This is a genomic window from Bradyrhizobium sp. Unk1 (assembly GCF_059512345.1).
This window is the reverse complement of record NZ_JCAMOP010000028.1, coordinates 1-24128: the sequence shown is the minus strand read 5'-3', so window position 1 is coordinate 24128 and position 24128 is coordinate 1. Positions and strand designations below refer to the sequence as shown.

Genomic DNA, 24128 nt, shown 5'->3' with positions numbered 1-24128 from the left:
TCGACGATTGGCGGTGGTTCCACCGTCGCTTGCATCGTAATTGGCTGGTCGCGGCAATCTGTCGTGCCCGCCGGGATGCTCCATTGAACAAGCCTGTCGTCGTCTCCGAGGAAACGCTGACCGAGCCGGTCGTCGTCAGCGACGTCACGCCCGCCCGGGCTGCCGCAGGGCCGGCCTATGTCGTGCTTGCCGGCATCAGCTTCTCGCACTTCCTCAACGACACCATGCAGTCGCTGATCGCCTCGGTGTATCCGATCCTGAAGGACACCTACGCGCTCGACTTCGCGCAGATCGGCATGATCACGCTGGCCTTCCAGTTCACGGCCTCGCTGCTCCAGCCGGTCGTCGGGCACTACACCGACAAGAAGGCGCAGCCCTATTCGCTCGCGATCGGCATGGCCTCGAACTTCTTCGGCCTGCTGCTGCTCAGCGCTGCACACCAATATCTCGTCATCCTCGTCGCCGCCGCGCTGGTCGGCCTCGGCTCGGCAGTGTTTCACCCTGAATCCGCGCGCATCGCGCGGCTCGCCTCCGGCGGCCGTTATGGTTTCGCGCAATCGGTGTTCCAGCTCGGCGGCAGCTTCGGCACGTCGATGGGGCCGGTGCTGGCGGCGCTGATCGTGGTGCCGTTCGGGCAGGGCAGCATCGCCTGGTTCTCCTCGATCGCGTTCCTCGCGATCCTCATCCTCTGGCGCATCGGCCGCTGGTATGAGCCGCAGATCAAGGCGAAGAAGACGGCGACGGTTCAGGCCCATCCCGACGCGCCGAGTTCGCGCCGCGTCGCGGTCGCGCTTGCGGTGCTGGTGGCGCTCTTGTTCTCGAAGCAGCTCTACGTCTCGAGCCTGTCGAGCTACTACATCTTCTATCTGATCGATCGCTTCGGCGTGTCGACGCAGGCGGCGCAGATCTATCTCTTCATCTTCCTTGCCGCGAATGCGGTCGGCGCGTTCTTCGGCGGTCCGCTGGGCGATCGCTTCGGCCGCAAGATCGTGATCTGGATCTCGATTCTCGGCGCGCTGCCGTTCACGCTGGCGCTGCCCTATGCCGAGCTCTATGCGAGCGCGGCGCTCAGCGTCATCATCGGCCTGATCATCTCCTCGACGACGTCGTCGATCATCGTGTTCGCGCAGGAACTGGTGCCGCACCGCTTCGGCATGATCTCCGGCGTGTTCTTCGGTGTCGCCTTCGGCATCGGGGGCCTGGGTGCCGCCGTGCTCGGCAAGCTCGCCGATCACACCTCGATCGAGTTCGTCTACCAGGTCTGTGCCTGGCTGCCGGCGATCGGTCTGCTTGCGGTGTTCCTGCCCAAGCTGCCGCGGCACCTGCGTTAACAAATCCTGTTTCGCTGCATTGCGGCTTCATCAATCGTTAGCAATTGGGGGCGTCTGGGCGGCTCTTTTTTGCAACGCTTCTGCTGCATGCACGCGAGTGGTGAGAAAAAATCAACCTTAAAAATTAGGGTTAAGTGGCGCTTAAACATTTGGTGCCATCGTCCTCCCGTGAGTTTCCAGAACGTGGGGCGTCAGCATTTTGCCTCACCGGCCATAAGGACGAAGCCAAATGCGTAGCGTTAAGTCTCTCCTTGCCGCGGGTGCGGCGACCCTGATCTCGTCGATGGCGTTCGCCGCCGATATGCCGATCGCGGCTCCGCCTCCGATGTACGCGCCGCCGGCTCCGCCCGTCGACTTCGGCGGCTGGTATCTCCGCGGCGACATCGGGTTCAGCAATCAGAGCGTGAAGAGCATCCGCAAATCCGACGAGTCGGCCTATTCCCAGATCAGCTCGCTCAATCAGACGACGGGCTTCGACGCCGCAGGAATCTACGGACTTGGCGTCGGCTATCGGGTCAATAGCTGGTTCCGAACGGACTTCACCGCACAGTATCGCGGCAAATCCAATTTCAAGGGCTCGGATGTCTTCCAGGCGTCCGCCTACGGCGTTGGGTATTCCGGGATCGACAATTACAGCGGCAGCAAGTCGGAACTGCTGTTCCTGGCAAACGCCTATGTCGACCTCGGCACCTGGTGGTGCATCACGCCGTTCATCGGAGCTGGTGTTGGCGCTTCGCGCGTCAGCATTTCGAACTTCACCGACACCGGCGCTGTCTCGCCCTTCGTCGCGCCGGGACCGACGGTTACGCCCGGAACCTTCCCGAGCTACGCGACCGCAGCGAGCGGGTCCAAGTGGAATTTCGCCTGGGCAGCCCATGCCGGTCTGGCCTACAAGGTCAACCCGAGCCTCACACTCGAACTGGCCTACAGCTACGTGGATCTGGGACCTGGCACGACCGGAGCCATCTCGGACTTCACGGGGTTCACCCGGGGCAACACCTTCAAGTTCAACGAGATCACCTCGCACGACGTCAAGCTCGGCGTGCGTTGGGATCTGAGCAGCCCGCCGGCCTACATGCCGCCGCCGCTCGTCACCAAGGGCTGATCGTCAGCCTCATCGCTTAACGTCTCTTAACGGCGCGGGATCATCCCGCGCCGTTTTGCTTTGCATATTTTTCATGGCGGGCGGCGACGAAAACGTCAGACGCAACCATTGGTTAAGGTTAACGAGCCATGATCACGAGTGAAAGTTCGAGTTCGATGGAGCGTTGGGATGCGTAGGCTTCTGTTGGCGGCGGCGATGTTGGGGACGGTGTCTGCCGCGCAAGCGGCCGACATGCCGGATCTGCCCATCCTGCGCGGCGGCTTCACCGATGGTCTGTCGAAGACGACGCGCAACTGGGACGGCTTCTACGCCGGCGGCAATTTCGGCTACTCCTCGGCATCAACCGACTTCAGCCAGAGCGTCGTCGGCCTCACCAATTTCATCTTCCGCGACAGCGTGCTGCAAGGGCCGACATCGTCGTGGTCGCTCCTCAACAAGACCACGACGCAAGGCACGAATTTCGGCGGCTTCGTCGGCCGCAACTGGCAATGGTACGATGCCGTTCTCGGTCTCGAGGGCACCTACACCTATTTCAACAAGATTTCCTCGCAGTCGTCCGGCTCCAATGCGCTCGATATCGTCAACCCGCCTGGTGACGTCCAGCCCACCGGCGTGACCAACCACTATCTCACGACATTGACCGGCACCGCCGCGGCGACGGTCAAGGACATGGTCACGCTCCGCGGGCGCGTGGGTTGGGACGGTGGCGATTTCATGCCTTACGCGTTCGCCGGAGCCGCCATCGGCCGCATGGACGTCTCCCGCACCGTGACGAGCGATGTGAAGCTGCGTCAGGATGCCACCGTGCAGGACGCATTCGGTAACGTCATCACCATCATCGGAACGCCGCATCAGGTTCTGGCGCAGTCGCAGACGCAGACCCAGCACAGAACCAACAATTTCGTGGTCGGCTGGACCGCCGGTCTCGGACTGGAATACTGCCTGTGGGAAGGACTGTTCGCGCGGGTGGAATATGAATACGTGAAGTTCTCTCCCGTCATGAACACGTCGGTGACGCTGAACAATGCGCGCGTCGGGCTCGGTTACAAGTTCTGACGCTGCTTCGCCGCGCCGCGGTTGACAGGTTCCCTCCGTCCTGATGCTCTGTCGCTCCAAAACGGGGCGACGGCGATGAAGATCTACGGCGACACCAATTCCGGCAATTGTCTCAAGGTGAAGTGGGTCTGCGACAAGCTCGCGCTGCCTTACCAATGGATCGAGATCGACACCCGCAAGGGCGAGACGCGCACGCCGCAATTCCTGAAAATGAACGGCGCCGGCCAGGTGCCGACCGTCGCCTTCGACGACGGCCGCACGCTGGCGCAGTCCAATGCCATCATCCGCTATCTCGCTCGCGACAGCGCGCTCGTTCCGCGCGATGCCTTCACTGCGGCCAAGATGGACGAATGGCTGTTCTGGGAGCAGTACAGCCACGAGCCCTATATCGCGGTGTGCCGCTTCCAGTTGGTCTATCTCGGCAAGGACGCGTCCGAGCTCGACCCTGACAAGGTCAAGCGCGGCTATGCGGCGCTCGACCGCATGGAGCAGCATCTTGCGGCAAGCCGCTTCTTCGCCGGCGAGGAAGTTTCGCTCGCCGACGTCTCGCTGCTCGCCTATACCCGCCTCGCGCATGAAGGTGGCTTCGATCTCGGTCGCCATGCCGCCATCCGCCGCTGGATCGGCGAGGCCGAAGCCTGGCTCGGCCTTCCACCGGCGCGCTGAGAGTCACGCTGATTCTTGGAGTTTCCCGACATGAACGAGAAGTCCGTCTCCATCCGTCCCGCGCGCCGCGAGGACGTTGCGGCGATCGTCGCCATGCTTGCCGACGATCATCTCGGGCGGGCCCGCGAGCGCGTGGAGGATCCGCTGCCTGGGTCCTATTACCAGGCGTTCGAGCGGGTCGCGCGCGATCAAAATCTCACGCTCGTGGTCGCAGAGAGCGAGGGCAGGGTGGTCGGCTGCCTGCAACTTGCGATCTTGCCGGGCATCAGCACGCAAGGCGGCATCCGCGGTCTGCTCGAAGATGTCCGCGTTGCCACTGATTGTCGCAGCCGCGGCATCGGCGAGCAGCTGGTGCAATGGGCGATCGCGGAAGCGAAAGCGCGCGGCTGCAATCTGGTCGAACTGCTGACGCATCAGACGCGAACAGATGCGCAGCGCTTCTACAAGCGGCTCGGCTTCGCTGCGAGTCACGTCGGCATGACTGTCCGCTTTTGAGGCAGTAAGAGCGTTTTCGAGCGAAGTGGATACCGGTTCGCGTAAAGAAAACGCGTCAACACAAAAATCAAGAGTCCCATTCCGATTGTATCGGAATGGGGCTCTGGCCGCGAGCCTTGCGCGATCAGCAAATTCGGATCGCGCATTCGTTCATATTAAGAGCCGGTAAACTACCCAGCCGTCGTTCACGTTGAGCCGGGAACGATCGGTGCTACGGCAGCGTCAGACACCGGGCTCGGTCGGTTCGGGGATTTCGATGACAAGCTATTCCATGATCAAGGTCGGCAACGATTACGCCGTGCAGGCCAATGACAAATGCATTTTGAAAGTCGGCAGCCGCCGTCGTGCCGCGCAATTGATCAGCGATGCCACGGACTTGTTGAACGCGCTTGCCGTGGTCGAATCCCCCAAGATTGCGCCGGAAGCGCCTTCACTCCAGCGTGAGACGCCGGAACTTCCTTGACTGCACTTCCCGTTTCCCGTATCAGCCGCGGCGGGACACCTCCCCCCAACGGGAGGCTTACTATCTGGAAGGGTAGATCATGACTGTAGCGAAGCCCGCTTCGCGGCCGAACGTGCCGCATTTCTCCTCCGGCCCCTGCGCCAAGCGCCCCGGCTGGAACGCCCAAAATCTCAAGGACGCAGCGCTCGGCCGCTCGCATCGCGCGAAGGTCGGCAAGACCAAGCTCAAGCTCGCGATCGATCTGACGCGCGAAGTGCTTGAAGTGCCCGCCGATTATCGCATCGGCATCGTGCCGGCCTCCGACACCGGCGCGGTCGAGATGGCGCTGTGGTCGCTGCTCGGTGCGCGGCCCGTCACCACGCTCGCCTGGGAATCCTTCGGCGAGGGCTGGGTCAGCGACATCGTCAAGGAATTGAAGCTCAAGGACGTCACCAAGCTCAACGCTGCCTATGGTGAAATCCCCGATCTCTCCAAGGTCGATCCGAAGTCCGACGTCGTCTTCACCTGGAACGGCACCACCTCCGGCGTGCGCGTCCCGAACGCCGACTGGATCAGCGCGACCCGCGAAGGCCTGACCATTTGCGACGCCACCTCGGCCGCGTTCGCGCAGCCGCTCGACTGGGCCAAGCTCGACGTCGTCACCTTCTCCTGGCAGAAGGCGCTCGGCGGTGAAGCCGCGCACGGCATGCTGATCCTGTCGCCCCGCGCTGTGGAGCGGCTCGAGACCTACAAGCCGGCCTGGCCGCTGCCAAAAATCTTCCGCATGACCAAGGGCGGCAAGATCAACGAAGGCATCTTCGTCGGCGAGACCATCAACACGCCGTCGATGCTGTGCGTCGAGGATTATCTCGATGCGCTGAACTGGGCCAAGTCGATCGGCGGCCTGAAGGCGCTGATCGCGCGCGCCGACGCCAACACCAAGGTGCTGGCCGACTGGAAGGCGAAGACGCCCTGGATCGACTTCCTGGCCAAGGATGCCGCGATCCGCTCCAACACCTCGGTGTGCCTGAAGTTCACCGATCCCGCGATCACGTCGCTCTCCGAGGACGCGCAGGCCGACTTCTCCAAGAAGCTGGTCGCGCTGGTCGAGAAGGAAGGCGCGGGCTACGACTTCGCCTACTACCGCGATGCGCCGGCCGGTCTGCGCATCTGGTGCGGCGCCACGGTCGAGGCGAAAGACGTCGAGCTCTTGACCCAGTGGATCGACTGGGCCTTCGCCGAGACCAAGGCACAGCTCGCCAAGGCCGCCTGAGCTTCTGACCCTCCCCTGGAGGGGGAGGGTCGACGCACCGTCAGGTGCGGCGGGGTGGGGTGATTTCTCCACGCGGCGCACCGGCGAGTTTCGAATCCGTAGCTTCACCCCACCCCGGCGCTTTGCGCCGACCCTCCCCCTCCAGGGGAGGGTGTGAAGGAAGACACCATGACCAAACCCAAAGTTCTCATTTCCGACGCGCTCTCTCCCGCCGCCGTTCAGATCTTCAAGGATCGCGGCGTCGAGGTCGACTTCCAGCCCAACCTCGGCAAGGACAAGGACAAGCTTGCCGAGATCATCGGCAATTACGACGGCCTTGCCATCCGCTCCGCGACCAAGGCGACCGCAAAAATCCTTGAGAAGGCGACCAACCTCAAGGTGATCGGCCGCGCCGGCATCGGCGTCGACAATGTCGAGATTCCCGCCGCCACGGCCAAGGGCATCATCGTGATGAACACGCCGTTCGGCAATTCGATCACGACCGCCGAGCACGCCATCACGCTGATGCTGGCGCTCGCCCGCGAGATCCCGCAGGCCGACGCTTCGACCCAGGCCGGCAAGTGGGAGAAGAACCGCTTCATGGGCGTCGAGATCACCGGCAAGGTGCTCGGTGTCGTCGGCTGCGGCAACATCGGCTCGATCGTCGCCGACCGCGCGCTCGGCCTGCGCATGAAGGTCGTCGCCTTCGATCCGTTCCTGTCGCCGGAGCGCGCCAAGGACATCGGCGTCGAGAAGGTCGAGCTCGACGACCTCTTGAAGCGCGCCGATTTCATCACGCTGCACACGCCGCTCACCGAGAAGACCAAGAACATCATCGACGCATCCGCGATCGCCAAGATGAAGAAGGGCGTGCGCCTGATCAACTGCGCCCGCGGCGGCCTCGTCGACGAGCAGGCGGTGGTCGATGCGCTCAATTCCAAGCACATCGCCGGCGCCGCCTTCGACGTCTTCGTCGAGGAGCCGGCGAACGCGAACGTGCTGTTCGGCCATCCCAACGTGATCTGCACGCCGCATCTCGGCGCCTCCACCACGGAAGCGCAGGAGAACGTCGCGCTCCAGGTCGCCGAGCAGATGTCGGATTACCTGCTCACCGGTGCGATCTCGAACGCCGTCAACTTCCCGTCGATCACGGCGGAAGAAGCGCCGAAGCTGAAGCCGTTCATCTCGCTCGCCGAGAAGCTCGGCTCGTTCGCCGGCCAGCTCACCGAATCCGGCATCCTCAAGGTGCAGATCACCTATGAGGGCCACGTCGCCGAGATGAAGATCAAGGCGATCACCTCGGCCGTGCTGTCGGGCCTGCTGCGGCCGATGCTGGGCGAGGTCAACGTGGTATCCGCCCCCGTCGTCGCCAAGGAGCGCGGCATGGTGGTGGACGAGATCGTGCGCGCCGCCCAGAGCGACTACGAGAGCCTGATTACCGTCACGGTGGCGACGGAGCGCCAGGAGCGCTCGGTCTCCGGCACCGTGTATCATGACGGCAAGCCGCGCCTCGTCGACGTCAAGGGCATCCGCGTCGACGCCGAGTTCGGCAAGTCGATGATCTACGTGACCAACGAGGACAAGCCGGGCTTCATCGGCAAGTTCGCGAGCCTGCTGGGTGACGCCAAGATCAACATCGCGACCTTCCATCTCGGCCGCGTCGCGCCGGGCTCCGATGCCATCGCGCTGATCGAGGTCGACGGCGTCGTGCCGCCCGAACTGCTCGCCAAGGTGCAGGCCCTGCCGCAGGTCAAGCAGGTCAAGGCACTGACGTTCTGAGGCGCTCGCGCGCCACGGAATGACGGTCGTCATATATTCCGACCTGCGGAACAACCACGCCGCCCTCCCGAGAGGGCGGCGTTTTTGTTGATGCAGCGGCCCGCTTTATTTCTCCCAAGCCAGCCGAACTTTGTGTACCAATGGCGCCGAGAAGACTTCGACCGACGCTCCGTTCAAAATCGTTCGAAAAGGGAGAAGACAATGCGTGAAGCCGTCATCGTTTCCTATGCACGCACGGGCCTCGCCAAGTCCGGCCGCGGCGGGTTCAACATCACGCCGCCGATGTCGCTCGCGGCCCACGCCATCCAGCACGCGGTCGACCGCGCCGGCGTCGAGAAGGACTATGTCGAGGATTGCTATCTCGGCAATTGCGCCCATGGCGCGCCGAACATCGGCCGTCAGGCCGCGCTGCTCGCCGGCCTGCCGACGACCACGGCCGGCGTTTCCGTGAACCGCTTCTGCTCCTCGGGCCTGCAGACCATCGCGATGGCCGCGAACTCGATCCGCTCCGACGGCGCCGACTGCATCGTTGCCGGCGGCGTAGAGAGCATCTCGATCCCGGGCGGCGGCTCGCCGAAGGAATCGATCGATCCGGAGCTGCTCAAGGTCGCGCCCGATATCTTCATGGCGATGATCGACACCGCCGACATCGTCGCCGAGCGCTACAAGCTCAGCCGCGAATACCAGGACGAGTTCTCGCTGGAATCGCAGCGCCGCATGGCCGCGGCCCAGCAGGCGAACAAGTTCAAGGACGAGATCGTCCCGATGAAGACCAAAATGAAGGTCGTCGACAAGGCGACCAAGGCGGAGTCGATCGTCGACTACGTCGTCGATCGCGACGAGTGCAATCGTCCCGAGACCACGCTGGAAGGCCTCGCCAAGCTCGAGCCAGTGAAGGGCCCCGGCAAGTTCGTCACCGCCGGCAATGCCAGCCAGCTCTCCGACGGCGCCGCCGCCGTGGTGCTGATGGAAGCCAAGGATGCCGAGAAGCGCGGCCTCAAGCCGCTCGGCCGGTTCGTCGCCTGGGCAACGGCCGGCTGCGAGCCGGACGAGATGGGCATCGGCCCGGTGTTCGCGATCCCGAAGCTGCTGAAGCGCACCGGCCTGAAGATCGACGATATCGATCTGTGGGAGCTCAACGAGGCCTTCGCCAGCCAGTGCCTCTACTCGCGCGACAAACTCGGCATCGATCCCGCCAAGTACAACGTCAACGGCGGCTCGATCGCGATCGGTCACCCCTTCGGCATGACCGGCGCGCGTCTCACCGGCCACCTCCTCCAGGAAGGTGCGCGCCGCAAGGCCAAGTGGGGCGTCGTGACCATGTGTATCGGCGGCGGCCAGGGCGGCGCCGGCTTGTTCGAGATCTACAGCTGATCCAATTCGCTGGAAGACGAAAGGCACGGCGCCGCGAGCGCCGTGCCTTTTTCGTTGCGGACCGATCGCCACGAAACTATAAGCCTCGTGTCGGAAAAGGCAGATTTGGTCTGGTAAGCCCAAATCCTTTCGGTAACGAAAGCTCTGGTCTTTGGCCTTGTGCACGAGATCCCCGCGACGAACATCGGACGCTCAGGCGTCCCATCGTTCGTCCGTGTGATTCTCGAAGCCCAGGGAACGCTCCGGTCGAACATCGACCACAGGAGCGTCTCATGCACGATCAATCCTCACTTCCATACGACGTCGTCATTGCCGGTGCCGGTCCCGTCGGCCTGTTTCTCGCGTGCGAGCTGCGGCTCGCGGGTCTCCACGTTCTGGTACTGGAGCAAGCGCGGGACCCGCATTCGGCCCTGAAACAACTCCCGTTTGGCCTGCGCGGCCTCTCGGTCCCGACACTCGAGGCCTTCCACCGGCGTGACTTGCTGGAGGGTCTCGTCGCCGCGCAGCAACGTGCGTCAGGCGCAATCAAGTCTGCTGCGCACTGGATGCAGCAGGCGCGACGGCCCGCAGGTCATTTCGCCGGCATTCAGTTCTATCAGGACAACATTGATGTCGCGAAGTGGCCCTGGCGCCTGCCGACGCCGGCCGATGCCAATTTCGCCGTCGATATGGAAACGCTCGAATCCGTTCTGGCCGCGCGCGCATGCAGCATAGGCGTCGATATCAGGCGCGGGTTTGGCGTCAATGCCATCATCGCTTCAGACAATGAAGTAAGTGTCGAGGCGGCCGGCGAGAGTTTCCGCGGACGCTGGCTGGTCGGTTGCGACGGCGGTCGCAGCACGGTGCGCAAGCTGAGTGGATTTGACTTCGTCGGCACTGATCCGGAGTTCACCGGCTATTCCGTCGAGATCGAGCTGGCCGATCCGGAAAAGCTCCGACCGGGCCGCAACTACACGCCCACGGGCATGTATACCTTTGCGCAGCCCGGGACGATCGCGATGGTCGATTTCGACGGCGGTGCGTTCCACCGCGCCGAGCCGATCACGCGCGAGCATGTGCAGAGCGTCTTGCGCAATGTCTCCGGCACGGACGTCACCATCAATGCTCTCCGGCTTGCCGCGACGTGGACGGATCGGGCGCATCAGGCAACGACATATCGCAAAGGGCGTGTGTGTCTCGCAGGCGACGCCGCCCACATCCATTCGCCGCTGAGCGGCCAAGGCCTCAATCTCGGTCTTGGCGACGCGATGAATCTGGGCTGGAAGCTGGCTGCGACGATCCGCAGGCGAGCGCCGGCCGATCTCCTCGACACCTATTCGCGCGAGCGGCATCCTGTCGGTGCGCAAATCCTCGACTGGTCGCGCGCGCAGGTCGCAATCATGCGGCCGACGCCGAGCGCCCGCGCACTTCAGGCCATCATTCGCGATCTCGTCGAGACCCGCGACGGTGCGACCTATTTCGCCGAGCGCGTGCGCGGCGTGTCGCTCCGCTACGATCTCGGCAATGGTCATCCGCTCGTGGGCCGCAGTGTCCCCGATTTCAAACTGGCTGACGGGACGACGGTGGGCGAGCTGCTCAGGACCGCGAAAGGGCTGTTGCTGGACTTCAGCGCTCATGCATCGCTCCGAGCGCTTGCAAGTCGCTGGGGTGACCGGATCACCTATGTCGCCGGTGAGGCCAGGGATCGGCTGGGTCTCAGCGCTGTGCTGGTGCGTCCCGATGGCATCGTCGCTTGGGCCAGTGACGGGGCAGGCGACGTTGAAGAAGCCGCTCGAGCCGCGGCGCGATGGTTCGGCGACTAAGCGCGCGCTGTCCGCCTCGTCATTGCGGAGCAGGCGGATGGACCGCCCGAGCGGGAGAATTCCCGATCGCTCGCCGTGAGTGCTACGCCCCCACCACCACCGGCGCGAACACCACCTCGATCAGCGTGCCGGAATTGGCCGCGCTCTTGATGTTGAACTGGGCGCGGTTGGCTTCGACCAGGGCCTTGGTCAATGACAGGCTCAGCGCCGAACTGTCCGCGGCATCGCCGGGCGGGGGCGTGCGGAACGGCTCCATCGCGGCGGCGAGCTCGCGCTCGCTCAGGCCGTGGCCGGTGTCGCGGATGCGCAGGGCAATCTCGCCGCGGTCGGTGAGCGCGGTCGAGACGATGACCTGGCCGCCGGCGCTGGCGAGCCGGATCGAGTTCGAGATCAGATTCACAGTGATCTGCCGCATCGCGCGCGCGTCCACGCTCACCTGCGGCAACGCATGCCCGAGCGAGGTGCGGATGATGATGCGCTCGCGGTTGGCCTGCGGCTGCATCACCGTGACGCAGGCTTCGACGAGATCGTTGAGGTTGAGGTTGGCGAAATTGAGATCGAGCTTGCCGGTCTCGATCCGTGACAGCTCCAGCAGGTCGTCGATGATGGTGATGACGCGCTCGCCGGAGGCGCGGATGTCCTTCATGTATTCGCCGTAGCGCTCGTTGCCGAGCGTGCCGAAGCGCTCGGAGATCATCACCTCGGCGAAGCCGATGATGGCGTTGAGCGGCGTGCGGATCTCGTGGCTGATCCGCGCCAGCATGTCGGCCTTGGCATTCGCCGCGCCGTCGGCGAGACGGCGGGCGTTCTTGAGCTCGCTCTCGCCCTTCTTGCTCTGCGAGAGGTCGCGGAACACGGCGAAGAAGTTCGGGCCGTCGGGCCTGGTGCGGCCCATGATCATGGCGAGCGGAATCACGCCGCCCTTCTTCTCGCGTCCCAGCACCTCGCGGCCGTGGTCGAGCAGGCTCGCGATGTCCTGGCTCTTGAGGCTTTCGAGATAGTCGACCACGATTTGCTGGCTCTCCGGCGCGAACAGCGTCGCCAGGTTCCGTTGCATCAGCGCTTCGCCGTCATAGCCGAACAGCGCTTCCGCGCTGCGGTTGCAGGCGTGGATGTTGCCTTCGGCATCGAACATCACGATGCCCTCGGCGGTGGTGTCGAGGATCGCGGCGAGATCCTCGGCGTCGGCATCGCCGGCCTCGGGCTCGAGCTCAGGCGCGTAGGGGAAGGATTCTGCGACGACGACAGGCGGCGCGACGATGGGCGCAGCAACGACTGTTGCCGCTTGCGGCAGCGCGCAGATCAGCGCATGTGCGCTCGCGCCGTCCCAGTCGATCGTATGCAGATGCGCTTCAGTGGTCGGAAGCGGCTCTTGGCCGTTGGCGAGCGTCGCGCTGATCGTCACCGGCGTGCCGGCTTGCGACGTGCTGCTGGCCGACGACACGCCCGGTTCGACATAGAGCGCATCGAGCCCGCCGGCATCCTCCAGCGCGCCCAGGCTGGAATAGCCCATGCGCGCGAGGAAGGCGGGGTTGGCGTAGAGCAGCCGGTCGAGCCGGTAGATCAGCATGCCCGTCGGCACGAGGTCGAGCAGCGCGCGGTCGCGCACGCTGTGGCCCTGCGCAGGCGGCGCGGGTTCGGTCAGCCATTCGGCCATCGCGAGAGGCGCCTCAGGCTCCGGCATCGGAGGTTCGGGCGCACTCTCCGCGGCCGGCGGCTCGGAGGTGCCAGCTGCGATCGTCTCGCGTTCGCGGTCGAGGCGCTCGGACAATTGCCGGGCAAGCTCGTTGAACGCGCTGTTCTCGACCGGAGTCAGCGTCGGCGATCTCTGATCACTGGGTGATCTGACATCGCCGGGCGGGCGGAACGGCACGACATTGGGAGGCGTTTCCACGGATGTTTCCGGATCGGTTGGATGTGAATTCGCGTCGGCTACGGGTTCGGGCAGTTCGGGTTCAGGTGTCGGCTCAGGCTTAGGCTCGGGTGCGGGCGGCTCGCTCGGCGGAGGCGGTGCCTCCGCCACGGGCTCCGGCTCGGGCTCGACGACGTCGGCGGAGAGGCCGTGCTGTGCGGGCGGCGCGGCGAACTGCTCAAAGCGCCTGAGCGCATCGAGCCGGTTCAGCCCGTCGAGATCGCGGCAGACGCCAAAACCCCTGAAGCCCGCGAAATTGCGCTCGCGGTCGTAGACCGGCAGGCCCGCGAGTTCGACCGGCAGATGCTCGCCGCCATCGGCCGGCCAGTTCACGGTGATCCCGGCCCAGGTGTCGTGGCTTGCAAGCGCCTGCGCGACGCGGCCATCGGGATCGAGCGCAAATTCGTCGGCGATCTCGCGCCAGGGGCGGCCGAAGCCGGCGGCGGTGTGCGGGCCGATCAGGCGGATGAAGTCGCTGGTTGCGAGCACAAAGCGCCCCTGCGGATCCATCTGCCACAGGAAGCGCAGCGGATGCTGACGCGGTGCGGACGGCTCCGCTGATTGCGGTTCGACCATGGGTGAGCTGATCGGCGCGGCCTGCGGCGACACAATGGCCTCTCGCGGGTTTTCAACCGGAGTTTTGGGCGCGGCTTCGACCGCTTCGCCGGTCGTGTCCTGGACAGGTTCGCTCGCGGCGTGCGCGTCCGCGATCGTCTCTGATGGCGGGGTGGTCTCGGTCGGAGCCGGCGTTTCGACCGGCTCGGTGAAGGCGTCGAACAGTGCGATTTCGGATGCAGCCGCGTTCGACTGCGCAGGCTGCGCTTGGTCGGGCATCGCGGCCGCAGCGACCGGCCGCGGAGCGTCAGGCGCGGGCTGAACGGCTTGTTCGCGCGCGCTGTTCTCTTCGATATCGGGTGCCGCCGGCCGCGCGGCCGGCTCGATCAGCGCGACCAGACCGACATCGGCGCCGACGCCGACCCGTTGCAGCACCATCTGGCCGATGCCGATCGGCGTCTCGGCGCGGCCTTTCGCCAGCGCATCGCTGCGGGCCTGGTCGAGGCCGGCATCGCCGAGATCGCGGAAGCCGAGCAGGGAGCGGGCGGCTTCGCTGGCGCCGACGAACAGGCCGTCGGGCGCGAACGCCGCCATCGGCACCCTGGCGCCCTCGACGAGACGATGCAGGCGTTCGACCAGCGGCATCGAGCGCAGCGTCGGATCCATCGCGGTGACGAGCACGCCGGAGCTGCCATCGGCGAAGTCGAGACGGGCGCAGGCGCAGGTCATCAGCATGCCCAGGCGGGCGCCGAAGCCGTGCAGCCGTTCCAGCCTGATCGCGCCGTTCGGCGACAATCGGCGCGCGAGCCGGGCGACCTGGCGGCGATGGCCGTCCGCCGGGCCGAAGGTTTTGTCCGCGAGTGCTGTGGCATGGGCCGCGCCAAACAGCCTTGCGCCGACCGGATTGGCCCAGAGCACGCGCGTGCCGTCGATCGACCAGAGCCAGGCGGGCAGCGGAGAGGTCGCGTGCACGGCCAGCCGGGGATCGCCCACGCCTCGCAACTGGAAATCCGAACTATTCATCCAACCGGCTTGCTTCTCGTCACGCATCTCGTGGGGCGGCTGCCGGGGAATGACAGCCTTAAGAAAGGGTTACTATCGCGCGCGGGCGCGGGCAGGTCCACGGCCCGGTCTACAGGTAGCAGCCTAAAGCCGCGATAACCTTAATCCAGATGAACCCGCAAGACCGTGGAGGCGTTGAATCCGCAGGATTCGCGACAGGAGTGGCAGCCATGACCGATCAGGCACATAAGCGTTTCGAGCTACCGCCGGCGATGCGGTCCATGGCGGAATCCAGCTTCCAGCAGGCGCGCGAGGCATTCGAGAAGCTTCTCGCCAACGCCGAAACTGCCGCCGGCTCGCTCGAGGAGCGGCGCGCGAGCATGCGCGCCGGCGCCAAGGACGTCGGCGCCAGGGCGATCGCCTTTGCCGAAACCAATGTGCAGGCCTCGCTCGACTACGCCCAGTCGCTGGTTCACGCCAAGGACCTCTCCGAGGTGATGCGGCTGTACAGCGAATATGTGCAGGCCCAGATGCGGACGCTGGCCGAACAGGCCAGCGAAATGGGCCAGATCGTCAGCCGCGCCGCGATGGATGCGACCAGGCCCCAGCCCGAGCCTAAGCCCGAGCCCGAGACCAAGCCCGAGGCCAAGCCCGAGGCCAAGCCCGAGCCCAAGTCCGAACCCACGTTCGAGGCCAAGTCCGAGCCCGAACCCGAGCCTAAGCCCGAGCCCAAGTCCGAGACCAAGTCCGAGACCAAGCCCGAACCCACGTTCGAGGCCAAGTCCGAGCCCAAGCCCGAGCTCGAGCCCGAGCCCGAGCCCGAATCCAAGCCCAAGCCCAAGTCGAAGCCCAAATCCAAGCCCAAGTCCAAGCACTAGCGCCCCGCCGCGGATGTCATTCCGGGGCGCGACGAAGTCGCGAGTGATGATGCGCAATTGCGCATTTGGGAAACCATTTGCCCACGGACTCTGCGGCCCGATGGATTCCGGGCTCCTGCGCATGAAATGTCGGAGGCGATATCCCGCTTGAGGCACTGAGATACCTCAACCATGGGTTCCCCTGGTGAGGAACCTCATCCTGACCGCGATTAAATTTCGCGCCGCAGCCCGGATCACGTTTGCGTTGCACAATGTTGACATCTTGGGCAGCGATAGTGATGGGCGCTGGGCGAGCCATCTTTTTGTATCGCGTTCCAGTCTTCGTTCCCGCTGAATTTGAGGCCTAGGTCGGGGCCGGCGGGAAGGCTCACTCCATTTTTTCATTAGCGTGAGGGACTACCATGACAGCTGCGACTGATCCGTTTTCTGCCTCGATCATTCCGTTCGAGGTCCCCGAGCAGATGCGTGCGTTCGCCGAAAAGGGCGTGTCGCAGGCCCGCGAGAGCTACGCCAAGTTCAAGGACGCGGCCGAGACCCACAACGGCACCGTCGAGGCCGTGTTCACCTCCGCCAACAAGGGCGCGAGCGAGTACACCGCCAAGCTGGTGGAGTTCATGAAGGCCAACACTAGCGCCCAGCTGGACTTCGCCCAGCAGCTGTTCGGCCTCAAGTCGCCGGCGGAAGCGCTGGAGCTGTGGACCGGCCACACCCGCACCCAGCTGGAGACCTTCCAGTCCCAGGCCAAGGAGCTGGTCGAGCTCGCCCAGCGCGTCGCCGCCGAGACTGCCGAGCCGATCAAGGCCTCTGCCTCGAAGCTCTACAAGCCCGCCGCCTGATCAGGCCGGGTCGTTCAAGTTAAGAAACCCGGGCCTAGAGCCCGGGTTTTGCTTTGGAAATAACCTCGTCGGAAGCGCGATTCTCGGGTTTTGCGGCCTTGCCAAAAACGCCCGTTGCACCTAGTTTCCGCCCCGTCCAGCCCCCCTTAGGTCGACGGCCCGTCCAGGCGCCCAAGGCGGCTCGCAAGGATGCAGTTGTAGCTCAGTTGGTTAGAGCGCCTGTCTGTGGAACAGGAGGTCGGTGGTTCGAGCCCACCCAACTGTACCAGCGAAATCAATAGTTTACTCTAGCCTTCGCGCGAAGGCAGCGGCTGCTAGCTACCATCTAGCTACCGCGGCGACGGAAACGCGGTCTGGTGCTGGAAAAAGTAACCAGTAACGGTGATCGTGAGTTCTAAAGACAGGAGCATCCGCTGAGTGGCGGGCCCCTACCGAGCATCTCTTCAAGAACGGATTGGCAGACGGCTCGCTCCCCGAAGCGGCGTTTCGTCAATATCTCGTTCACGACTACTTGTTCCTCGTGGAGTTTGCTCGCGCCTACGCGTTCTCCGTCTACAAGTCGCCCAAACTTGCCGACATGCGTGAAGCATGCGGCGGGCCGTTCGGCCATCCTTGATATCGAGATGAACCTGCATGTTAAGCTTTGTGCCGGTTGGGTCTATCCCTAGCTGTGCCCGCCGTTGTGGCGGTCGTCGCGAACAACGCCTCCCTCCCGCGCTGTCTTCGGCGTTAAGTCTGTGAGATTGTTCTGAAGCTGAAAGACGGCAAGATCACCGAGGAAATCGGGACGACGGCGTCACCGCGCTGCAGCAACTCGGGCTGATCAAGCTTGCCGCTTAGCTACGACAAGCGAATAGCCGGCCTTCCTGATTGCTGTCTCGAAGGCCAGCAATGGCGACACGTCAGCGCCATCGTTCAATGCCGGTCTCTATCGCACCAGCGATCGGGCTCTCCTACATTGCTTGTTCATGCCTGAAACCTTCTGCTGGGCAGTATTCGCGCTCGCGATTCACGCATTGCCGTTCTTCGTCGGCACGACCGTGGGGATCTATTTATTTCAAGCCGGAGCAGGTCCGGTCGGTGCCATCGTCGTTGGCTTCGTTACGGCCGGTTTCACATTCGTGATCGGACGGTACGCCTTCTCCGCCGCGTGCTCTCCGATCGTGCGCCTGGTCATTGGGTTACTATTCGCGGTTCCGGCTGCACGCGTCGGCTATGGTGTGACCCTTGCCCTTGGACACCTCGGTATTCCCGAGGGATCGTGGCAGGAGTCGTTCGCCATGCTTGGGGCCATCGCAGTCGGGGGAATCGCTTGGGCAAACGTGTCGATGCAGACCGGCTCCTCTGTCAGAGATGGCGTTGTACTCAGCCCTATCCATCCACCGAATGGGATGACGACCGCGGGCGGGTGACGTTGCGTGTCTGCTTCTTGGTTGGTATGACGCGGATACAGGGCGACCTTGCTGATCGCGACATCGCGATCCTCTCTCACGCTTCGATTGAGCCGGGTGATCTCGTCGGCAGACTGCTCCCGCGGTTGCTGGCGGGTACGCTGGATTCTGTCGGTTCGGAGCACGGGTCGCCTTTATGTACGCCAGGTTTCCTTTTCCTTCGCCGGGAATGTGGGGCTTCTTGTTTGAACCGATCGTTCGCTGGCACGTCTCCAAGATGCTGTTCAGCGCACGCGAGCACCTGGCCTCTCATTGGCTTGATCTGGCCGAAGGCCGGCTACGCCTCGATCGCCTGAACCGCAACGGCGGCGGGGAGACTTTCTTCCCCTGGGCTTCGCCCATTCCTCGCGAGGCAAGAAAGTCTCCCCGCAGCCATCCTCCGCTGCGCTGCGGCCCAAACGGGTGCGGCGTCGATCGCCTTCGGCTTTCAGATCGCCATCGAGGCCGCGGTGGTCGCGGGCTCGGAAACAGCAAGGAGAAGTGACATGGCTAACATCGGTTCATTCAAGAAGTCCGGCCAGGAATTCCAAGGCGAGATCGTCACCCTGAGCCTCCAGACCAAGGGCGTCCGCATCGTCCCCGAGACCGACCGGACCAACGACAACGCCCCAAGCCACCGGGTCTACGTCGGTCGCGCCGAGATCGGGGCCGCCTGGTCGAAGCGCTCCAACGAGGGCCGCGATTATCTCTCGGTCAAGCTGGACGATCCGAGCTTCAACGCTCCGATCTACGCCAATCTCTTCGACGACGAAGACGCCGAGACCTACACCCTGATCTGGTCCCGCAGCCGCAAGCCCAACGGCGACTGACCGGACCGAGTGCAGCGCCCCGCTCATCCGGCGGGGCGCTCTACGGCCGCCTTCAAGCAGCCTACGATTTGCTCCCCCGCCCAGCTCGCTTGAGCAGGTCTCCCGGATCCGCTCCCAATGCTTCGGCAATTTGGCCGAGCACGGTGACGCTTGCCGATACATCGCCGCGTTCGATGGCGCCGACGTACCGGGCGCTCAAGCCCGCGCGGTCGGCCAGCACCTCTTGCGTCATTTTTAGATCGTGGCGTTTCCGACGCAGGTTCACTGCCATAATCTCTTTGAGATCCATAGCGACAGGGGAACCTGAACCGGAACGATCGTTCTAGGAACGATCGTTCCTATTCGTCATCAGATATGCTATTCCATGTGACGTCGAGCACCGCCCTTCAAGTGCTTGCCGCTTGCAATCCGGAGCCGCCAAGCAAGGTGACTGTCTTTGTCGGAGGATTTCTGAAAGAGGAGCAGTGTTGCCAAGGCGGGCTAGTTTGCGGCCGTACTATGGCGTAAACTTTCTTGCCTTCTCAAAACGGAAATGGTGCAAAACCACCATTAGACCCAGACGTGGCCGACAGTGCCGCGGACGATAAGACGCTGGCGCTCTATGACGAGCAGCACGTCGTCACGTACACGCGTCTTTTGCAGGCGGAGAGCGAGGGGGCGGACTGGCGAGAGGTCGCGCGAAAAGTCTTGAACGCATACGACAGCCATTTGGTGCGCGCGAAATGGGTTACTGAAGAGGGACGTCTGTTGCGTGGTGCGGGCTCAAACTAGAAGATTTCACTGACCAAATGTCCGTCGAGAGTACATTTTTCTTCGACGCGATGGGGTCATCCCCGAGCACCACCCGGTGCCAAAGTAGGGGCTTCCTACAACCCAATCGTTCAGAATTATTGCGCCGCAATCCTCGTTAGCTGTGCGAAAGGTGCGGACGCAATGCCTGCATTCGATTGGCGGTCGCCGGAGTCTTACAAGAGCCCACAAGAAGCTGACATCACCGACATCGCCTGGGAACGTTTGCGTCGCAATGCCGACTACCAACGCGACTACCAAGCGACGATCGCCAACAGTCCAGACGGACAAGTAACCGCGGAATTCAGGAGGAGGTGGGGTATCTGCTTTCGCGCATGACCCTCACGGGTCCTGCGGTGAGCAGACCATCTTTTGGGTGCCTGAGGTATACGACTATCGTTCCAGTCGCAGCAGCCTCGTCGCCCGTACATGGTGGCGACGAATCTCGACCACTGCTCAACCTTGCAGTTGGTCAACTGCGAAGCGCCTCCGATGGATGGCATGTCATCCTGCGTGTTGGCGCGATTGAGCATCGCGTCTGGCTGAAGGAACCGCCAGCGCTCGGCGCGAGCTATGGCGCGGAGTTGCCGTTTGACGGCGATTTCGATGCACGCGCGTGGGCTGCCCGGCGGCTGTGGCGCGCAATGAATGGGCGCACGCCAGGGCCCGCCTTTCATGAGCTATCTAGACAGCGGCGCGAGCGGCTAAGCGTCGCTATTCGCGCACTCGATGCTCGCGCCACCGGCAGCACCTACCGTGCAATCGCCGAAGTATTATGCGGCAAGACGCGTATCCCCGATCGCGCCTGGAAACGACCTCCGCAATCGAACCATCCGTCTCGCGCAAAGCGGCCTCGCATTGATGCGCGGCGGCTATCGCGAATTGCTGCGTCCCAAGCGCAAGGACAAATAGCACCTTCAGCGGGGGTATCGAAAACATACCCCGCAATCATCGGCATCCCCCTTCGCGGTCCTTCTCCGCGATCGTGACCGTCGACGCGCCGCCGCTCGCGCTGGCGCTCCAGATGGTCACGGAGCCTTTCAAATGCCCGATCCGAACGCCGGCTTGCCGCCGCGATACCTGCGCACGCCCGAAGCCGCGCGATTTCTCGGTCTTTCCGGCCGCACCCTGGAAAAACACCGCACATACGGCACAGGACCGACCTATCGGAAGATCGGCGGTCGCGTCGTCTATGCTGTGGACGATCTGAAGGCTTGGGCTGATCTCGGCGCCAAGACATCGACGTCTGATCCGGGCAAGGGGACGGTTCTGCCAGCCAAGAAGCATGCGAACCTGCGCCCGTATGCGGGCCAGGAACGCCGCTGATTGCCAGAAGAGGGCACTAGCGATGCGGCGAAAACTCCCATCCGAACGCGATCAACCTGAACTGTTTCGGGCGCTACCTGGCGATCTCGCGCCACGCGATGCGCAGGACCTGATGGCCTATCCGTTCTTTTCGCTCGCAAAGACCAAGCGCATTGTACCAATCGATTTTCGTGCGGGCGCAATCTCCATTCGCGTCGAGGCCGTGCCGGAGCACGGCATGGCAACCATCTGGCATGCGGATGTCCTGATCTGGGCCGCGTCGCAAATCGTCGAGGCTCGGGATGCGGGTTTGAAGACCTCACGCCTGATGGCTGCAACTCCTTACGAGATTCTGACGTTCGTTGGCCGTGGCACCAGTGTGCGCGATTATGATCGCCTTAAGGCCGGTCTCGACAGGTTACAGTCAACGACCGTACCGTCGATCCGCCAGCCGGCAGAACGGCGGCGCCATCGATTCTCCTGGATCAACGAATGGAAAGAGACGGCAGATGCAAATGGACGTCCGCTCGGGCTCGAACTGATTCTGCCGGATTGGTTCTACGCAGGCGTGATCGATGATGCTCTCGTGCTCACCATCGATCGCGCGTATTTCGACCTGACGGGCGGACTTGAGCGCTGGCTTTATCGTCTGGTGCGCAAGCATGGTGGCAGGCAGGAGGGTGGCTGGAGTTTCGATCTTGTGCATCTCCATGCCAAGTCTGGCAGCCTCTCGCCGCTCAAGCATTTTGCATACGACGTGCGCCAGATCGTCCAGCGGCAGACATTGCCCGGCTACCGACTTGTGTTCACGCGTGACCTGAAGGGCGCCGAGCGATTGAACTTCGCACCCGCGTTCGTCGATCCATTATCCGACAGGGTCCGCAGGCGCGGCCTCATTCCAAAGCCGGGAGATAACCTGTGAATCAGCTCGTGCTATCGGGGACCATAACCCTCGTGCCATCAGGGACCGGATCCTCGTGCTATCGGGGACCGAATTTGGACCTAAGCCCTTATTGCCCAAGGTGCGGCCGTAACTCTACTAACCAGAAATCCTTCGGATTTCTTCTAACGGATCGCGCAACTCGCGCCGCTGGGGACAACAACCAACAGCCATCCGCGAGTTCTGCGTCGCCTCGCTGTCAATGGTGGCGACGACGCGCTGTCGCCATCGCGCTCCAGCCACGCAATCGAAACATCTCTCAAGCTCCTGGTGTCTCATGAGCGATCTCACCGAAGTCGAACTCCTCTGGCTCGAGAAGCGCATTGAGAACCGCATCCGCTTTGGGCGTGCCGTCACGGAAAAAATCCTCGATCGTCGCCGACGGCTGCTGTCGTTTGCGCCGGGCAGCATCTTTGCGTTCGTCCGCTGGACGTCGAACGACTTCGGAACGGCGATCTCGCGGATCGACATTCTGCGCGCGGTCGCGCCGGGCCAGCGATGCTCCACCGTGCCCTATGTGAAGCCGGGTGGTGAGATTATTCTGCGGCTGTCCGGCTGGCCAAAGGTCGAGCGGGTGCTTCAGCTGATCGATGCCGTCGAAGCACTGGACATCAATCCGGCGGACGCTGCGCACGAATATTGGCATCACGTTCACAACCGCCTGTCCGTCAACGAAAACCCGCGTCCTTACACGAAAGGGCGTCATCAGGCATGGCTTCACCGGCAGAGGGTCATGCGATGATCAGTCGGTGGAAAACGTTGACCACGATGCTTGCCGGTGCTGCCGCCGTCATCTCGCCGACCGTTCTAGAGATCACGCCGGCCTACATCTGGAATGCATCCGAGAGTGTGCCGATCGGACTGTATCGTTTGCAACTCGCGGACACCCTGTTCGTGACGGAACTACTCGCCGTACAGCCACCGGAGCCGCTCGCCACCTTCCTCGATCTGAACGGCTATCTGCCAGCCGGATTGCCGATACTCAAACGCGTGCTGGCGCTTCCCGGGCAGATCGTTTGTCGAAGCGGGCTCACCATTTCAGTTGACGCCATCGAAATGGGCGAAGCCCGAGATCGCGATGGCCGCGGTCGGCCGCTCCCGAAATGGCAGGGCTGCCGTGTCGTTGGGGAGGGCGAACTATTCGTCATGAACTGGCAATCCACCAACTCGTTGGATGGCCGCTACTTCGGGTTCTTGCCGGCGTCGGCCGTCATTGGCCGTGCACTGCCAGTGTGGACCTGGGAGGAGTGTCCGTGCGCGAATTGAGCATCCGATCTGCCTCGCCTCTGTTCGACCGAGTGCGGCACCATTCCCCCGCCCCGACTAACGATTGCGCAGGCGCCGCGCGCCGCGGCGGTCCAGGGCGGCCGAAAGGCCAACGCGAAGCGTCTTTACCCTGGACGGGCGCGAGCACGGCGGCACACTTGCGTTTGTTCGAGAGTAGCTTGCGCGCTGTCGTGCCGGTGTTCGTTGCGCTGGCCGTGAGCAACGCTACTGCTGTCGCCGAGACACGACCCGCGGAGCCCACAGCGAGTTATCGAGCTGGCGATCCATTTGCGGAGTTCGTCGAGGAGGCCTCGCGTCGCTTCGGCGTCCCGGTGCACTGGATACGCGCAGTCATTGACGTCGAAAGCGCCGGAGACGTACGCGCAAGGTCGCCGAACGGCGCCATGGGGCTGATGCAGATCATGCCGGAGACGTGGGCAGAGCTACGCCTGCGGTACGACCTCGGCAACGATCCCTACGACTCCCACGGCAACATTCTTGCGGGGACCGCGTACCTTCGCGAACTGCACGACCGGTACGGTTCACCGGGCTTCCTTGCTGCCTACAACGCGGGACCTGCTCGCTACGAAGAGAATCTCGCCGGCCATTCTTTGCCAGCTGAGACCCAGGCCTATTTGCAGAAACTTGTGTCGGTGGTCGGCAGCGACATCGCGGGTTCCAAGGCAGTTGCGAATCTGCGGCCATCGGCAGCGGCGCTTTTCGTTGTGCGGCCTGAAAACTCAAAGACCGCTGCGCGGCTGCAGTCTGGGCGTCCGGCGAACCGGGATCCGACGGCTGCCTCGGTTCGCGACATCTCGGCGATTGTGCCACAGGCAACCGGGTTGTTCGTCGCGAGATCCGATGCGGGAGACCCGCGATGACTGAATGCGCAAGCTGGCATGCATTGGCGTGCTCTGGAGAACAATGGGCGGAGTGAGGAGATCAGTGGGGAGACACGACAGCAGGACTGCCGCCCGTAATCGGTCTGCGCCCGGAGTTGCGGCCACAGCGCAAGTGGTCTGCGCGATGAATGACGCGCACAGTGCGCCGCCTCAGCAACGCGGGAGGCGTGTGATGGAATTC

General features: G+C 63.5%; 23 protein-coding genes, 1 tRNA gene and 3 pseudogenes. 25 read left to right on the top strand and 2 right to left on the bottom strand.

Annotated elements, in window-relative coordinates; all coding sequences use genetic code 11:
• The first annotated feature begins 83 nt into the window (after nt 1-83).
• The 10 genes from AC5ZFO_RS30615 to AC5ZFO_RS30570 all read left to right on the top strand — a co-directional run bounded on the left by AC5ZFO_RS30615 (nt 84) and on the right by AC5ZFO_RS30570 (nt 11302).
• Complete coding sequence (locus AC5ZFO_RS30615; RefSeq protein WP_496122965.1) at nt 84-1331, top strand: MFS transporter; 1248 nt, start codon at nt 84-86, stop codon at nt 1329-1331.
• Nucleotides 1332-1560: 229 nt separating this feature from the next.
• The gene (locus AC5ZFO_RS30610; protein ID WP_282522067.1) at nt 1561-2436 is read left to right on the top strand and encodes an outer membrane protein; all 876 of its coding nucleotides are present in this window, start codon (nt 1561-1563) and stop codon (nt 2434-2436) included.
• Between the two features lie 168 nt (nt 2437-2604).
• A complete protein-coding gene (locus AC5ZFO_RS30605) occupies nt 2605-3492 on the top strand; it encodes an outer membrane protein (RefSeq protein ID WP_496122964.1) in 888 nt (295 codons plus the stop codon).
• 75 nt (nt 3493-3567) lie between these two features.
• Nucleotides 3568-4158, top strand: coding sequence for a glutathione S-transferase family protein (locus AC5ZFO_RS30600; protein WP_028151832.1), 591 nt, complete (start codon nt 3568-3570; stop codon nt 4156-4158).
• Between the two features lie 30 nt (nt 4159-4188).
• On the top strand, nt 4189-4653 hold the full coding sequence (locus tag AC5ZFO_RS30595; RefSeq protein WP_282522069.1) for a GNAT family N-acetyltransferase: 465 nt from the start codon (nt 4189-4191) through the stop codon (nt 4651-4653).
• A gap of 271 nt (nt 4654-4924) precedes the next feature.
• Nucleotides 4925-5116 carry a hypothetical protein gene (locus tag AC5ZFO_RS30590; RefSeq protein ID WP_496122963.1) on the top strand — a complete coding sequence of 64 codons (192 nt, stop codon included), beginning with the start codon at nt 4925-4927 and terminating at the stop codon, nt 5114-5116.
• A 79-nt stretch (nt 5117-5195) separates the two neighbouring features.
• The gene (locus tag AC5ZFO_RS30585) at nt 5196-6368 is read left to right on the top strand and encodes a phosphoserine transaminase (protein WP_014492059.1); all 1173 of its coding nucleotides are present in this window, start codon (nt 5196-5198) and stop codon (nt 6366-6368) included.
• A 168-nt stretch (nt 6369-6536) separates the two neighbouring features.
• Entirely contained in the window at nt 6537-8126 is a 1590-nt protein-coding gene (gene serA, locus AC5ZFO_RS30580; RefSeq protein WP_071909593.1) for a phosphoglycerate dehydrogenase, read from the top strand.
• A gap of 201 nt (nt 8127-8327) precedes the next feature.
• Nucleotides 8328-9500: a thiolase family protein gene (locus AC5ZFO_RS30575; RefSeq protein WP_282522070.1), complete on the top strand. Its 1173-nt coding sequence runs from the start codon at nt 8328-8330 to the stop codon at nt 9498-9500.
• A 272-nt stretch (nt 9501-9772) separates the two neighbouring features.
• Nucleotides 9773-11302 carry an FAD-dependent monooxygenase gene (locus AC5ZFO_RS30570; protein WP_282522071.1) on the top strand — a complete coding sequence of 510 codons (1530 nt, stop codon included), beginning with the start codon at nt 9773-9775 and terminating at the stop codon, nt 11300-11302.
• Between the two features lie 82 nt (nt 11303-11384).
• On the opposite strand, the gene AC5ZFO_RS30565 is transcribed toward AC5ZFO_RS30570, so the two are convergent.
• Nucleotides 11385-14792: a PAS domain-containing protein gene (locus AC5ZFO_RS30565; protein ID WP_282522072.1), complete on the bottom strand. Its 3408-nt coding sequence runs from the start codon at nt 14790-14792 to the stop codon at nt 11385-11387.
• A gap of 209 nt (nt 14793-15001) precedes the next feature.
• On the opposite strand from AC5ZFO_RS30565, the pseudogene AC5ZFO_RS30560 reads away from it, so the two are divergent.
• From AC5ZFO_RS30560 to AC5ZFO_RS30530, 7 genes and pseudogenes are all read left to right on the top strand, one after another.
• Nucleotides 15002-15379, top strand: a pseudogene (locus tag AC5ZFO_RS30560) (phasin family protein); the annotation flags it as partial.
• A gap of 671 nt (nt 15380-16050) precedes the next feature.
• Nucleotides 16051-16485 carry a phasin gene (locus AC5ZFO_RS30555; RefSeq protein WP_282522073.1) on the top strand — a complete coding sequence of 145 codons (435 nt, stop codon included), beginning with the start codon at nt 16051-16053 and terminating at the stop codon, nt 16483-16485.
• 191 nt (nt 16486-16676) lie between these two features.
• Nucleotides 16677-16753 (top strand) — tRNA-His (locus AC5ZFO_RS30550).
• 126 nt (nt 16754-16879) lie between these two features.
• A pseudogene (locus tag AC5ZFO_RS30545) lies at nt 16880-17141 on the top strand (thiaminase II/PqqC family protein); the annotation flags it as partial.
• 312 nt (nt 17142-17453) lie between these two features.
• The gene (locus AC5ZFO_RS30540) at nt 17454-17897 is read left to right on the top strand and encodes a hypothetical protein (RefSeq protein ID WP_282522074.1); all 444 of its coding nucleotides are present in this window, start codon (nt 17454-17456) and stop codon (nt 17895-17897) included.
• Between the two features lie 220 nt (nt 17898-18117).
• A complete protein-coding gene (locus AC5ZFO_RS30535; protein WP_282522075.1) occupies nt 18118-18420 on the top strand; it encodes a hypothetical protein in 303 nt (100 codons plus the stop codon).
• Between the two features lies 1 nt (nt 18421).
• On the top strand, nt 18422-18745 hold the full coding sequence (locus AC5ZFO_RS30530; protein WP_045013298.1) for a DUF736 domain-containing protein: 324 nt from the start codon (nt 18422-18424) through the stop codon (nt 18743-18745).
• A gap of 61 nt (nt 18746-18806) precedes the next feature.
• Here AC5ZFO_RS30530 and AC5ZFO_RS30525 read toward each other — a convergent pair whose 3' ends face one another.
• Nucleotides 18807-19034 carry a helix-turn-helix domain-containing protein gene (locus tag AC5ZFO_RS30525; RefSeq protein WP_282522076.1) on the bottom strand — a complete coding sequence of 76 codons (228 nt, stop codon included), beginning with the start codon at nt 19032-19034 and terminating at the stop codon, nt 18807-18809.
• A gap of 272 nt (nt 19035-19306) precedes the next feature.
• On the opposite strand from AC5ZFO_RS30525, the gene AC5ZFO_RS30520 reads away from it, so the two are divergent.
• The 8 genes and pseudogenes from AC5ZFO_RS30520 (at nt 19307) to AC5ZFO_RS30485 (ending at nt 23926) form a co-directional block, all read left to right on the top strand.
• Nucleotides 19307-19516, top strand: coding sequence for a DUF2285 domain-containing protein (locus tag AC5ZFO_RS30520; RefSeq protein ID WP_496122962.1), 210 nt, complete (start codon nt 19307-19309; stop codon nt 19514-19516).
• A 162-nt stretch (nt 19517-19678) separates the two neighbouring features.
• Nucleotides 19679-19873 (top strand): transcriptional regulator domain-containing protein, encoded by a 195-nt coding sequence (locus AC5ZFO_RS30515; RefSeq protein ID WP_282522077.1) that lies wholly within the window; start codon nt 19679-19681, stop codon nt 19871-19873.
• Nucleotides 19870-20446, top strand: a pseudogene (locus AC5ZFO_RS30510) (DUF2285 domain-containing protein). The gene AC5ZFO_RS30515 and the pseudogene AC5ZFO_RS30510 overlap by 4 nt, the downstream one beginning before the upstream one ends.
• Nucleotides 20447-20578: 132 nt before the next feature.
• Complete coding sequence (locus AC5ZFO_RS30505; RefSeq protein ID WP_282522078.1) at nt 20579-20860, top strand: helix-turn-helix transcriptional regulator; 282 nt, start codon at nt 20579-20581, stop codon at nt 20858-20860.
• A gap of 22 nt (nt 20861-20882) precedes the next feature.
• Entirely contained in the window at nt 20883-21761 is an 879-nt protein-coding gene (locus tag AC5ZFO_RS30500) for a replication initiator protein A (RefSeq protein WP_496122961.1), read from the top strand.
• 295 nt (nt 21762-22056) lie between these two features.
• Nucleotides 22057-22521, top strand: coding sequence for a DUF2840 domain-containing protein (locus AC5ZFO_RS30495; RefSeq protein WP_282522080.1), 465 nt, complete (start codon nt 22057-22059; stop codon nt 22519-22521).
• Complete coding sequence (locus tag AC5ZFO_RS30490) at nt 22518-23045, top strand: S26 family signal peptidase (RefSeq protein ID WP_496122977.1); 528 nt, start codon at nt 22518-22520, stop codon at nt 23043-23045. The genes AC5ZFO_RS30495 and AC5ZFO_RS30490 overlap by 4 nt, the downstream gene beginning before the upstream one ends.
• Before the next feature lie 179 nt (nt 23046-23224).
• Nucleotides 23225-23926 (top strand): lytic transglycosylase domain-containing protein, encoded by a 702-nt coding sequence (locus AC5ZFO_RS30485; RefSeq protein ID WP_282522081.1) that lies wholly within the window; start codon nt 23225-23227, stop codon nt 23924-23926.
• Nucleotides 23927-24128 lie beyond the last annotated feature (202 nt).